Origin of the sequence: Vibrio chagasii (genome assembly GCF_024347355.1) — a bacterium.
Classification (GTDB): Bacteria; Pseudomonadota; Gammaproteobacteria; order Enterobacterales; family Vibrionaceae; genus Vibrio; species Vibrio chagasii.
The window spans coordinates 47,627-60,870 of sequence record NZ_AP025466.1 but is presented as its reverse complement, the minus strand read 5'-3'; the positions used below and the strand labels follow the sequence as shown (position 1 = coordinate 60,870).

Below are 13,244 nucleotides of genomic sequence, written 5' to 3'. Positions count from 1 at the left end.
AAAAAGGCCGAATCGATTTACCGATTCGGCCTCTGTTTGAGTGTATTGTTGCTCGTTCTAAAAGCCGTGTAGGCCTCTAAGTGAAGCTAACAGTAAAACATCAATTTAGAACGCGTAGTTTGCGTCAATAAGCTCGCTAATTTCAACTTTTGTTACTTCAGCACGCGCTTCAAGCCATTGTGCAACTTGCAGTTGCTCTGCTTCAGTTACAGAACGGTAACGCTCGATAGAACATAAGAAACCTTCAAACAGCTCAAGGCCACCGCCACCAAAGCATAAGCCGATGCTGTCGATGAAATCGATGAACTCGTCAATGAACACATCGTATTGGTCAAAATCAGCAATCGATGTCTTGCAGCTTACTTCAAAACCCAGAATCGCGAATTCACCTAGGTATAGCTTTTTGCGTAGGCGACGATTTTTGTTTTCGATTTTATCTAATTTCATAACTGTCTCTCTTTTCATTTGATTAAGCATTTATACACAGTTCTAACCCAATCCCCAAGTGTTTTGTCTTGCATAAAAAGCCTTGAGACAAAAATCGTGCTACAGAAACAAAAGCTTAATAAAAACCAAAAAAATCTGTCACTTAACTGCTTCACGATTGGTCACAAATTTACCCAACTTATTAACCAATTAGTTAGTAATTTTGTAAGTCATAAATAACAAATAATAAAGTCAACCAATAGGAAGCAGTTGCGATGAGCAAGGAAACATTTGATAGCACTCGTTTTAACAAGAGTAACAACAAACCCTTTGAAGAGGTTCTAGAAGCAAACCTTTCAAGAAGAAACGTATTAAAAGGCGGCTTAGGCATCAGTGCAATGACCGCCTTTGGTGCATTCGGTTTAGGTGGTCACAGCACAGCTAACGCGGCAACTATGCAAGCTACGGGCGCACAAAAAAGTACTGCGACGCTAGCATTTGAATCCGTTAAAGGCTCATTAACAAACAGCGTGGTTGTGCCTAAAGGATACACTGCACAAGTATTAGTTCCTTGGGGTACTCCACTCAATAAGCAAGGCAATCCTTGGCTAAAAGACGGCACCAACAATGCACAAGACCAAGCTAACGCACTGGGAATGCACCACGATGGCATGCACTTCTTCCCGTTGGATGGCAACAGCAATGATGGTTTGTTGGTGATCAACCACGAATACATTGACCAAAAAGCACTTCACGCTAATGGCCCGACATACAATGAAGGCGCTCGCCCTAACATTGATGAAGTACGCAAAGAGATCAATGCGCACGGCGTGAGTGTTGTTCGCGTTAAGCTTGAGGGCAACCAGTGGGTAATGGTCGATAACGACCCACTTAACCGCCGCTATACTGGCGCCACTGTAATGGACCTATCTGGCCCTGTCGCTCACAGTGAGTTTACCAAAACGAAATTCTCACAAGACGGCAGCCAAGCTCGTGGTACATTGAACAACTGTGGTAACGGCTACACACCTTGGGGCACTTACCTCACTTGTGAAGAAAACTGGCCGGGTTACTTCGTCAATAAAGGGACAACTACACCTGCTCAAGAGCGTATCGGTATCGCGACAGATAAAACACGTTACGGTTGGGACACGCTTTCTGGTGACAAACAAGAGCGTTTAGATGAGTTTGCACGCTTTGATGTAACTCCAACAGCTGATTCTCCAATGGACGATTACCGTAACGAAGCACACGGTCACGGTTACATTGTTGAGATCGACCCGTACACTGCAAACTCACGAGCGAAGAAGCGTACCGCTCTAGGTAGCTTCCGTCATGAAGGTTGTACGTTTGGTAAGTTAACCGAAGGCGAACCAATCGTATTCTACTCGGGTCACGACTCTCGTTTCGAATACCTATACAAATTTGTTTCTGAAGCGAAATGGGACCCACGTGACGCTGAGCCAAGCAACCGCCTAAACGCCGGCGACAAGTACATGGACAAAGGCACGCTTTACGTAGCTAAGTTCAACGACGATGGTTCAGGTACGTGGTTACCATTAACACTAAACAGCAAAACAACAAACGGTGGCAAGCTAGGTGATACGTTTGATTCACAAGCGGCACTTATCGTCAATACAGCAGGCGCTGCCGACCTTGTAGGTGCAACACCAATGGATCGCCCTGAATGGTGCTCTGTTGACCCAATGACAGGTACCGCTTACCTAACGCTAACAAACAACAACAAGCGTAAAGAAGCGAACTCAGCGAACCCTCGTGTAAACAACAAGTTTGGTCATGTTATCCGCTGGGATGAAGGTAAAACGGCGGGCGAATTCGATTGGGATATCTTTGTATTCGGTTCTCCTGCTGTGGAAGATAAGTCTATCAACCGCTCAGGTCTAACAGACATGAACCAATTTGCGAGCCCTGATGGCTTAGCGTTTGATGCGCGTGGCATCCTATGGATTCAAACGGATAACGGTGCAGACGAAGTAACGGGCTATACCAATGACCAAATGCTTGCAGTAGTTCCATCTCAGTTAACGGATGACCAAGGCAACAGCGCGGTAATTGATGCAAAAAATCAAGCACAGCTAAAGCGCTTCTTTGTGGGGCCAAACGGTTGTGAAGTAACAGGCTTTACCATCAGCCCTGACTTCAAATCACTGTTTGTGAACATTCAACACCCTGCGAACTGGCCATCATCAGACGATGCAACGGCTCAAACTCAAGGTAACGTCCGTCCACGAGCATCTACTGTCGTTATTCGCCGTGAAGACGGTGGTGAGATCGCGGTTTAGCAAACAACGCAATGCAGCGTTAGTTATCTAGGTAATACAAAAAGAGCGATAAGGCCAAATGCCCTATCGCTCTTTTCTATTGTGTTCAATCTTCGGTTTACGTAAGAATCCGAGCCTCAAAACTCATCATCCCCCCAAGCTCTCGTCATCCTCGAAAAGGTGGAGCGATTGAGTAGTAGAATCTCTCTGCTCGTTGTCGTTGCAGTAGAATTAACTCACAAACAACCACACACCAACACCCATCATTAATGTGCCAGCAATACGATTCATCAACTTCACGTTATCAGCCTTACCGAGCATGTGCTTAAGGCTCTTACCGCCTGTCGCGTACAGAGTCATACAAACAAACTCAGAAACAAGAATAATCGACACGAGAATGAACAACTGCGGTGCTAAGTCTTTACTGCTGTTGATAAAAGGAGGCAGTAGAGAAATCATAAACGCCCAGCCTTTCGGGTTTGCAATCGCAGTAACAAAGCCTTGAACCACCAAATCCCAATCATTGTTCACTTGGGTGTCTTGATTATCAGTACTGATCGCCAGTTTGCCTCTTGAGCGCCACATCTGAATACCTAGGTAGAACAAATATGCTGCACCAACGAACTTAAAGCCAGCAAATAACCACGGGTAGTTCAGCATTATTGAAGCAATACCCAATACAGCAGCGACCGACACAACAGCAACACCTGCCAGCTCACCGATCATCATCCACAATGTACGCTTATAGCCAATACTCATACTTAGTGTTAAGGCCAAAGTCATGCACATGCCTGGGGTGATTGAAACAAAGAAAAACGTGGGGATGAAAGCTAAAAGTAGCGCGCTATCCATATTATTACCTTACTGCCTTGTTACTGCTTGAAACTCACTGTTTCCCCATTGAGAAACAGTTCACTGAAAATTGGGAGATTGAAAAATCGATGATCACAAACGCCAGAATAAGCATTTATGTAGAACAACTGTGTTTATAAATAACACCGCGCCCAAAAACGCAAAAGAGCCACAATACAGTGGCTCTTTTACATAACCAACCGTAATTTTACTTACGACGGTTTTTAATTCGCTTCATCATCGCTAGACGACGTTCTGCGCTTGCTTGATCTTGTGGTGCATCGTTCGCGTTATTCTTACGACCTTGACGGTTTTTGTATGCCGCTTTCGTGTTTAGCTTCTCAATGTAAGCATCACGCTTCTTAGGCTCGTAACCAGGTTGCTCAACACGACGGATACGTTGTTGAATCAGTTTCTCAACCTGCACCACAGTTAACTCTTCTTCGCGGTTAACGAAAGAAACAGCATGACCTTGCTTACCTGCGCGACCAGTACGGCCGATACGGTGAACGTAATCTTCTGCTAAGAACGGCATGTCGTAGTTAATCACGTGTGGTAAGTCTTCAATATCAAGACCACGAGCCGCAACATCGGTTGCTACCATTACACGTGCTTTACCTTCTTTAAAGTCATCTAGAGCACGACGACGAGCACTTTGCGCTTTATCACCGTGACACAGTACTGCTTTAATGCCGTCTAGTTTAAGCTCTTTAACCACTTCGTTTGCAGTTTCTTTGTAGTTCACAAACACCAGTACTTGGCGCCAGTTTTTACGGCCAATAAGCTCAGAAAGTAGCTCTGTTTTACGCTCTTGATCCACAGGGTAAACGACGTGACCTACCGTTGCAGCCGTTGAGTTTTCACGCTCAACACTGATACGTTTTGGCTTACGTAAGATATCAACCGACAGCTGGTTTAACTGCGTTGATGTGGTCGCAGAGAACATCATGATTTGTGGAGAAGTTTCTACATCCAACATGATCTTGCGAACCGCATTGATAAAGCCCATATCTAAGATACGGTCAGCTTCGTCAAATACTAGGAATTCTAGGTTAGCAATAGACACGTTACCCGCTTCTAAGTGCTCTTCTAAACGGCCTGGCGTTGCAACCAGAATATCAACACCCAGTTCTAATTGACGAACCTGTGAAGACATCTTGTTACCACCGTAAACCGCAGAAACGCTTAGTTCTGTGTATTTAACGTAGTCTTTAATGTTTTGAGCAATCTGCGCTGCTAGCTCACGAGTTGGAGCTAAAATAAGGCCGCGAGCCGTTCCTCGAGATGCTTTTTTACCACTGTTCAGTAGATGCTGGATAACAGGCAATGAGAATGCCGCTGTTTTACCTGTACCGGTTTGAGCAGTAGCAAAAATATCATGGCCTTTACGAGCCATTGGAATTGCTTTTTGTTGAATTGGAGTGAGTTTTTCATAACCGCACTCAGTCAGCGCTTTGACTAATTCAGGAGCAAAACCTTGAGAGGAAAATGACATTGTTACGAGTTCCTTAAGCAGACAGCCTACATTCTTATTTCAGCCGAGCACTATAAAGTAATTAGAGTGATTTATCTCACATTTATCGTGATATAACGCAAATTTTCTCACTTAATCTGGTGTTTACCACGCGAACCGCGAAGCAAAAACCCAATTATTAGGCTCAAACAGAGAATAAACCCTATTTGATACCACACAGCTTGAGCAATATCTGCTCAAGGTCGCCCCAAGGCATAAGCTGTGAGTCGATAACTTCAAGTCGTGATTCAAAGCCATCAAGTGTGATTTCATTGACGGACACAACTTGATTCGCGACGTTAAAAGCAAAGCAACCTTGATCTGTATTAACCACCGCTTTAACGCGCTCAGCCGTTAAATCAGACAGCATTGAGAATAGTGCATCGAAATCGAATTTATACTCTGCGCCAAACAACCAGCCACAGCTAAAGTAACCCTGCCCTTTGTTTTCCTTTCGGATAAACGCTTCGCCCGGAGGAAGTTCGAATTGAGGTTCTTGTTCAGCGTGATCATGATGGTGTGATTCTAGATGAGTTGAAGCACTGCCGTACACACGCTCAATGTCCAACACTTCTAGAGGCACTTCACCATCGTGAATCAACTTATGGAACACTTTTGCTGGCGTTTGATCCGTTACCCAATCGTTAAATACATCGATGTCTTCAGAGTGAACAAGGTCAACTTTAGTACCAAGAATCACATCAGCACTGTCTAACTGATCATTAAAGTTCTGATTAGAGGTGTACTTTTCGTTGGATAAGTTACGCGGGTCTACCAAACCTAGCGTTGCTTTAAGATCAACGTATGGTGTGTATTGTTCTGAAGTTAGGGTAGCAATAACCTGCTTTGGATGCCCTAGGCCTGTTGGCTCAATCAGTAAACGATCTGGCTTTTGACGAAGCAACGCATTAATGCCCACCGACATCGGTACACCAGCAGTACAACACATGCAGCCACCCGGCACTTCTTTAATCAATGCGCCTTGATCTGTCATCAGTGCACCATCAATACCAATCTCACCAAACTCATTAACCAGAACAGCCCAGTTTTCGCTCTCAGGTTTATTTTTCAATAGGTTCAAGATAGCAGTCGTCTTACCAACACCTAAGAAACCCGTAATTATGTTCGTAGGAACTTTTTTGGTCATATCAGTTCTCCTTTTTAAGGGAGTATATACTCAATCACTACAAAGTTGACCCCAATCGCTTGTTTATACTTAGATTGATAAATTGAAAACAAGCCCTTGGCCAAGGGAGAGTGAGAAGAGAAATTGGTGCACGCATTCGAAGATTTGGCGCTAGAGAAAGAGAAGTGATTTTGGATGCTCCAAACAAACTAAAGGCGTACTTCAAGAGTACGCCTCACCCTCGTTACTCAATCGTGAGTTCGCGAATCAGGAAGTCTTAAATATCGACCTGAACATTTAACGAGGAACTAAAACTTTGTATTTTTGAATCCATCCAAATTGTGTGTAAAACCTCATGTCTCCTTGCGGCTCGTTATGTTGCTTTACGATTTAACTATGGTTCATTTTGGTAGTAATTCAAGTTAGCGCTGTAGATTCGATCAAAATTGTGACGGTGATTCCACTATATTCTTTATACAATCTATTTATGTAATACACTCCTTTCATAAATGAAATTCAACTTTGCATCTTTGTTGCTATAGGATAAGCAGAGTAGGCGTATAATTTACTTAAGCCCCGCCGCATCAACTCAGGAACCAAACTTCAATGACCAATAGAGAGAAATTTAAGCAGTCCCTTTTAGCAAAAATGCCAAGGGGTGCTATCAACCAATTTCTTTCTAGAGACAAAGCTCCCGTTTCAGTTCTCATCCTTTCTTGCCTTGTTGGTATCCTTGCGGGTGTTGTTGGTACCTACTTCGAAGTTGCAGTGCATTTCATAACAGAAACACGTACCGACTGGCTGAAAGATGAGCTGGGCAATCATCTACCACTTTGGTTATCTGCGTTTCTTATCAGTGCAGCCTTTGCTTTCATCGGCTATTTTCTCGTGCACCGCTTTGCCCCGGAAGCCGCAGGATCCGGTATCCCTGAGATTGAAGGCGCGATGGACGGGATGCGACCGGTTCGTTGGTGGCGAGTTCTACCTGTGAAGTTCTTTGGCGGTATGGGCGCATTAGGTTCAGGTATGGTGTTAGGTCGTGAAGGACCAACCGTGCAAATGGGTGGCAGCATTGGTCGTATGGTCACTGATATCTTCCGTGTAAAAGACGATGACAGTCGACACTCACTGCTTGCCTCTGGCGCAGCTGGTGGTTTAGCAGCTGCATTCAATGCTCCATTAGCTGGAATCATGTTCGTTGTTGAAGAGATGCGACCACAATTCCGCTACTCTCTCATTTCTATCAAAGCCGTTATCATTTCAGCCGTTTCAGCCAACATTGTATTTCGTTCTATCAACGGGCAGTCGGCTGTCATCACCATGCCTCAATATCAACAGCCTGAACTGAGTGCACTATGGTTATTCTTGTTGTTAGGCGTACTGTTCGGAATGTTTGGGGTAATTTTCAATAAACTGATCACCCTTTCACAAGACATGTTTGTCGCAATACACAAAAACGACCGCAAACGTTACTTAATAACAGGTACATTACTCGGTGGTTGCTTTGGTTTATTGCTTCTCTACATTCCAGAATTGACTGGCGGTGGTATCGGTATTATCCCAAATGTCACCAACGGTAATTACAGCACCAACATATTACTGCTTATTTTCCTTGGGCGTGTGCTTACCACTCTACTCTGTTTCGGCTCTGGTGCACCGGGTGGTATTTTCGCCCCTATGCTAGCACTCGGTACACTCTTTGGTTATGCATTTGGGCTTATCGCGGCGGCATTCTTCCCTGAACTAAATATAGAACCAGGTATGTTTGCGATTGCAGGTATGGGCGCACTGTTCGCAGCAACTGTACGTGCACCGATTACAGGTATATTGCTGGTTATCGAAATGACCAATAACTATTACCTGATCTTACCTTTGATAATTACCTGCCTTGGTGCCGTTATCTTTGCGCAAATGCTAGGTGGCCAACCAATCTACAGCCAACTACTGAACCGCACGCTTAAAAATGAGAAGTTGAGACAACAAGACCTCCCTCAACAAGAGGAAGTTCGTTAATGACAAATAACTCACAGAACAAAAGCACACATTCAACGTGCTTAATGTCCCGATTCCGCATCAAAGTCAAAAAAGCAAACGTTAAAGTTGCTATCATCCACTCAAAATTAGTTGAGCGCCCTCAACAGCTATTGATGGCACAACTGCACGCATTAAATAGAGCAAAAGCTTTATTGTTAACAATTGTTTTATAAGTCACTAAGTTGGAGCAAGTCGTTGAACTGGAGAAGGTTGACCCAAGTAAAAAACGTGCCGCCATCTCAGGCATCTTTAGCACTTGGTGTTATAGGTCTAGGACAAGCTTGGGCTTTATATATACCAGGCATAGGTGAGGTTATTCGCCCCTACCTCGCTTCACTTGGTGCGCTGCTTCTGTTACCTGTTTTACTTCGTTACCTGACAAGTTTTAATACCTTCATTAATGATATTCGTCACCCACTTAGTGGAAGCTTGATGGCGCCAATGAGCATGGCACTGTTGATCCTATGTGACTATTTAGCCGAAATATCACCAATAATCGCCTACCCAATCTGGTTCTGTGCCCTATTACTTCATTTTTCGATGATGGTGTTGTTCTTCGGTTTCCAGATCATCAATTTCAAGATGTCTAATATCGTTCCAAGCTGGTTCCTATATCCTGTAGGGTTGATCAGTAGTTCGCTGGCAGGCACCCAATTTGGGCACACAGTGTTTTCAGAAACGCTCGCAGCCACCTGCATCGGTATCTACTTCTTCTTACTACCTGTAGTGCTTTACCGCTTGGTGTTTGAAGGAAACCTCCCTCGTAGAGCAAGACCGACACTAGCAATCATGGCGGCTCCAGTGAACTTGTCGCTTGCCGCTTACTTGGTTAATTTCGACCACCCCGACCCAATTCTGACAGGCGCCTTAGCGGGTATTGCTATTACCATGACGTTGCTGATCTACTTATGCTATGTAAGGCTCATGCGACTGAAGTTCCAACCTTCCATTGCTGCGGTAACCTTTCCATCGGTAATCAGTGCTATCGCTATGCATCGTTTAACCACCTTTTTCGGTGCCGAGTATCCACAGTGGTACTGGTTACATAAATTTGGTTTCTTCGAGTTGACCATCGCAACCATCCTAGTAATTTGGGTCGCTGGCGGTTACGTGAAGATGTACTGGCCCGAGCTTTTTGACCCCGATTACATGTCTAAGAAAGTGAAACGTTCTTAACCAATTCAAATAATACTTTCCAGCACGCTGAATCCGCAGCTTCGCACAAAACGAAAGAAGGCCTCACATTGTGAGGCCTTTTGATTGGGCAAGGTTGTTAATAGATCAGGCGAGTGTTAACACAACTCCCTAAAGTTCTTAAAGTTAGCGTGGTTCTTAGAAGTTAGCGTGAGGGCCAAATACTTCGTAGTGAACACGAGAGCGGTCAACTTTCAGTGCGTCTAGCTGCTCAACAATGTTCTTCATGAAGCCTACAGGGCCACAGATGTAGAAATCGCTGTCTTTAAATCCTTCAGTATCAGAGATCGAAGCAAGATCCATTTGACCTTCGTGCGTATTCTCACACGCAGATGCTTCTTTGTTCATGTACCATGTCTTCGCAGACCAGCCTTTATCAGCAACGATGTCTTTGACACGTTTAGTGAATGAGTGCTGACCTTCATTTTCACAAGCATGTAGGTAAAGCACTGGCTCGTTTTTCTCTTCAGTATTCAAGAACTCAAGCATTGACTGCATTGGCGTTACACCAACACCTGCAGAGATAAGCGTTACTGGCTTACTGCGCTCTTGATACATGAAGTCACCCGCTGGAGCGTAAAGGCTTACTTCATCACCGATAGCAACCGTGTCGTGTAAGTGGTTGGAAACCAGGCCCTGTGTTTCTTGGCCATGACCTTCACGCTTCACAGAGATGCGGTATTGCTTACCGTTCGGCTTGTCTGATAATGAGTATTGACGAATTTCACTGTATTGCGCACCTTCTGGTTTAACTTCAATACCGATGTATTGACCAGGCGTGTAATCTAGAACGTCACCGCCATCTTTTGGTTGTAGAATAAAGCTTGTTACTAGTGCTGATTCTTCAATCTTATCTGCAATCACGAATGTACGTGCCGCTTCCCAACCGCCAACAGCTTGTTTGCGTTGTAGGTAAAGCTCAGCTTCACGATCGATGAATACTTGAGCCAAGAAAAGGTAAGCCGCTGTCCACGCCTCTTCAACTTCAGGTGTAAACGCGTCTGTTGCCAATTCACGTAATGTTTCAATCAGGTGTAAACCAACAATTTGGTAGTGTTCTGGTTGAATGTTAAAACTTGTGTGTTTGTGAGCAATACGTTCAACCGCTGTTGTTAACGCTGCTAGGTTTTCAATGTTCTTTGCATATGCCGCGATAGCTTCAAACAGTGCTACGCCTTGGCGACCTGTTCTTTGGTGAGTCATATTGAAGATATCTTTTAACTCAGGGTTATGTGTGAACATACGTTGATAAAAATGCTGAGTTAAAGCCGGGCCTGCGCTCTCAAGTAGAGGAATAGTAGATTTGATGATTTCGATATGTGCATTGTTAAGCATGAATTTACTCCGAACACTGAGCCTTATGACCTATTATGTCATTTTGACTACTTAAAAATTAAGAATGACTTATCGATTTTCTGAAAGCTTAGTTATTCTTAGAAACTGAGTTATTTTGACTCGTTTTCATTTCAAAAAATCGCGAAACCTGATTAATGCCACCTGATTGATTGAGATCAAGAATAGTCTGTTTAATCAGCGCTATAATTGGGCTTCACTGTCTCTTTTGCACAATCAGTGCCAACTTTTTCAAGCCCCGCCAGCACTGGCTTTATTCTCAAAAATCCCTTTATAAAAATGTCAAAAAGACCTTTTTTTTAAGTCAATAAGACTCTATGATGTATATAAACACACACAGTTAGAGTTTTTTATGCAAGATATCTCCGCATCTACCCTCATGGAAATGACCATTGGTCTCGCAAGTGGTGTGAACGATCAAGATCGTTTTAATCGCCTAATCGATGCCATTCGTAAAACCATTACGTGTGATTGTGTCGCGCTATTAAGCCTTCAAGGTGACACACTAGTACCTATCGCAATGCAAGGGCTCAGCCGCGACACGTTCGGTCGTCGCTTTATCATTTCAGAGCACCCTCGTTTTGCGGAGATATGTGCATCTCGCTCTCCTGTTCGTTTCGATTCTGATAGTTCTCTCCCAGATCCTTTTGATGGCCTACTGATCGACCATGATGGCGACCTGCCAATGCACGCCTGTATGGGACTGCCTTTGCTATTTGGCGATAAGCTATTAGGGGTTCTAACGCTAGACAGCCTTAAGCCAGACGTCTTCGCTAATATTCCAGCGCGTAACCTAGAAGTTTTAGCAGCCATTGCGGCATCAAGCATGCAGATGGCATTGACCTTTTCTCAACTTGAACATCAAGCGAAACAATCCAAACAGCTGTTAGAAGAGTTGAACGTTGAGGCGTGGGAACGCGACGGCGGTGAGTTGATTGGTAACAGTGACACCATGGTGGCGCTTAAGAACGACATCGCTGTAGTAGCGCCTTCAGAATTCAACATTCTGATTCATGGTGATACAGGTGTAGGTAAAGAACTGGTCGCTCGTACCCTTCACCATCAATCGCAACGTAAGCGTAATCCACTGGTTTACGTAAACTGCGCGGCTATTCCTGAGAACCTAGTTGAGAGTGAACTGTTTGGTCACGTACGTGGTGCATTTACGGGTGCAGACAAAAACCGCTTAGGTAAGTTCGCACTCGCCGATGGCGGTACCCTGTTCCTAGATGAGATTGGTGAACTGCCGTTAGCCGCGCAAAGTAAGTTACTGCGTGCGCTGCAAAACAACGAAATTCAACCTGTAGGTCAAGACAACATTCAAACCATTGACGTGCGTGTGTTGGCAGCAACTAACCGAGACTTAAAGCAAGAAGTGGAAGACGGTCGATTCAGAGCCGATTTATATCACCGATTAAGTGTGTACCCTATTGCGGTCCCTGCTTTGAAAGATCGTGGAGACGACATCAGTTTACTAGCCGGTTTCTTCCTAGAACAGGCTCGTCGTAAGCTCGGCATCAACCAAGTTAAATTCCGCTCTGATGTTCTTGTATTCCTGAACCGCTATGGCTGGCCAGGTAACGTCCGTGAACTTGAGCACGTAATCAGCCGTTCGGCACTGAAAGCACTTGCTCGCAGTACCAACAAGAACCTAGTAACAATCACCAAAGAAGATTGTGGGCCGTTGGATCAAGACCAGCCAGTCGCCACGACTCAAGCGAAAACAACCCCGCTATCTACGCCAACGGTCGATCTATCGGCAGGCTTACGTGGTGCAACCGACGATTTTCAACGTAGCATCATCACTGAGGTGTTAGAAGAGGCGAACTTTAACTGGGCGCAGGCAGGTCGAGTTCTAAAGACGGACCGAGCAAACCTAACCCGACTATCGAAGCGTTTAGGGCTAAATGTGGCTAAGTCTCACACGATTGAACGGACAAAATAGATATTAGCAGTTTGTTGCGAGCATCTGGCAAAACTTGTGTATATAATGCTGCAAATTGTAACGCTAATTTTAAATATGTAGAGAGAGTTATGAAGTTTATCCGTTGGTTCTTAGGTCGTGTCATTTTGCTATTAAATTTTGTTTTTACTCCTCGTGGCGTGAAACGTTCGCAAGAAGAACAAAACAAAGTCAATGAGCAAGCTAAATCACACACGTTATACCAGTTCGAAGCGTGCCCATTTTGTGTAAAAGTGCGCCGCGCGATGAAACGTCAATCGGTTCAGTTTGAACTTCGTGATGCTAAAAACAATGAACAGCACCGTGCAGAGCTTGAAGCGGGCGGCGGTCGTGTGAAAGTGCCTTGTCTACGTATTGAGAAAGACGGCAAAACTGAGTGGATGTACGAGTCTTCAGACATCGTTGCTTACGTAGAAAAGCAGTTCGCATAAGCTAACAAGCTAAGCGAAAGTCAGATACAAAAAATCCCTCGAACGTGAGGGATTTTTTATGTCTGTTATT

The 13,244-nt window shown here is 44.5% G+C and carries 10 protein-coding genes; 5 read left to right on the top strand and 5 right to left on the bottom strand.

From position 1 onward, the window contains the following. Positions 1-105: 105 nt before the first annotated feature. Entirely contained in the window at positions 106-447 is a 342-nt protein-coding gene (locus OCV52_RS16130; RefSeq protein WP_137408333.1) for a YggL 50S ribosome-binding family protein, read from the bottom strand. Between the two features lie 254 nt (positions 448-701). On the opposite strand from OCV52_RS16130, the gene OCV52_RS16125 reads away from it, so the two are divergent. After that, positions 702-2,729, top strand: coding sequence for a PhoX family protein (locus OCV52_RS16125; protein ID WP_137408332.1), 2,028 nt, complete (start codon positions 702-704; stop codon positions 2,727-2,729). A 210-nt stretch (positions 2,730-2,939) separates the two neighbouring features. On the opposite strand, the gene OCV52_RS16120 is transcribed toward OCV52_RS16125, so the two are convergent. From OCV52_RS16120 to OCV52_RS16110, 3 genes are all read right to left on the bottom strand, one after another. After that, positions 2,940-3,560 carry a LysE family translocator gene (locus tag OCV52_RS16120; protein WP_137408331.1) on the bottom strand — a complete coding sequence of 207 codons (621 nt, stop codon included), beginning with the start codon at positions 3,558-3,560 and terminating at the stop codon, positions 2,940-2,942. A 208-nt stretch (positions 3,561-3,768) separates the two neighbouring features. Next, entirely contained in the window at positions 3,769-5,055 is a 1,287-nt protein-coding gene (locus OCV52_RS16115) for a DEAD/DEAH box helicase (protein ID WP_004740103.1), read from the bottom strand. A 181-nt stretch (positions 5,056-5,236) separates the two neighbouring features. After that, positions 5,237-6,220 (bottom strand): CobW family GTP-binding protein, encoded by a 984-nt coding sequence (locus OCV52_RS16110; protein WP_137408330.1) that lies wholly within the window; start codon positions 6,218-6,220, stop codon positions 5,237-5,239. Positions 6,221-6,805: 585 nt separating this feature from the next. Between OCV52_RS16110 and clcA the strand changes: the two genes are divergently transcribed. Both clcA and OCV52_RS16100 read left to right on the top strand, forming a co-directional pair. Beyond that, complete coding sequence (gene clcA, locus OCV52_RS16105; protein WP_032498410.1) at positions 6,806-8,212, top strand: H(+)/Cl(-) exchange transporter ClcA; 1,407 nt, start codon at positions 6,806-6,808, stop codon at positions 8,210-8,212. A gap of 216 nt (positions 8,213-8,428) precedes the next feature. Beyond that, positions 8,429-9,409: a TDT family transporter gene (locus OCV52_RS16100; protein WP_198596927.1), complete on the top strand. Its 981-nt coding sequence runs from the start codon at positions 8,429-8,431 to the stop codon at positions 9,407-9,409. Between the two features lie 156 nt (positions 9,410-9,565). Here the strand turns inward: OCV52_RS16100 and hmpA are convergent, their stop codons facing one another. Then, positions 9,566-10,762, bottom strand: coding sequence for an NO-inducible flavohemoprotein (gene hmpA, locus OCV52_RS16095; protein ID WP_137408329.1), 1,197 nt, complete (start codon positions 10,760-10,762; stop codon positions 9,566-9,568). A 370-nt stretch (positions 10,763-11,132) separates the two neighbouring features. Between hmpA and norR the strand changes: the two genes are divergently transcribed. Further along, entirely contained in the window at positions 11,133-12,725 is a 1,593-nt protein-coding gene (gene norR, locus OCV52_RS16090; protein WP_004740098.1) for a nitric oxide reductase transcriptional regulator NorR, read from the top strand. 89 nt (positions 12,726-12,814) lie between these two features. Then, positions 12,815-13,174 (top strand): glutaredoxin family protein, encoded by a 360-nt coding sequence (locus OCV52_RS16085; RefSeq protein WP_137408328.1) that lies wholly within the window; start codon positions 12,815-12,817, stop codon positions 13,172-13,174. Positions 13,175-13,244: the final 70 nt, after the last annotated feature.

Excerpts from the sequence above, each read along its gene's own strand:
- OCV52_RS16130 (WP_137408333.1), bottom strand. The coding sequence starts at position 447 with ATGAAATTAGATAAAATCGAAAACAAAAATCGTCGCCTACGCAAAAAG.
- OCV52_RS16125 (WP_137408332.1), top strand. The coding sequence starts at position 702 with ATGAGCAAGGAAACATTTGATAGCACTCGTTTTAACAAGAGTAACAAC.
- OCV52_RS16120 (WP_137408331.1), bottom strand. The coding sequence starts at position 3,560 with ATGGATAGCGCGCTACTTTTAGCTTTCATCCCCACGTTTTTCTTTGTT.
- OCV52_RS16115 (WP_004740103.1), bottom strand. The coding sequence starts at position 5,055 with ATGTCATTTTCCTCTCAAGGTTTTGCTCCTGAATTAGTCAAAGCGCTG.
- OCV52_RS16110 (WP_137408330.1), bottom strand. The coding sequence starts at position 6,220 with ATGACCAAAAAAGTTCCTACGAACATAATTACGGGTTTCTTAGGTGTT.
- clcA (WP_032498410.1), top strand. The coding sequence starts at position 6,806 with ATGACCAATAGAGAGAAATTTAAGCAGTCCCTTTTAGCAAAAATGCCA.
- hmpA (WP_137408329.1), bottom strand. The coding sequence starts at position 10,762 with ATGCTTAACAATGCACATATCGAAATCATCAAATCTACTATTCCTCTA.
- norR (WP_004740098.1), top strand. The coding sequence starts at position 11,133 with ATGCAAGATATCTCCGCATCTACCCTCATGGAAATGACCATTGGTCTC.
- OCV52_RS16085 (WP_137408328.1), top strand. The coding sequence starts at position 12,815 with ATGAAGTTTATCCGTTGGTTCTTAGGTCGTGTCATTTTGCTATTAAAT.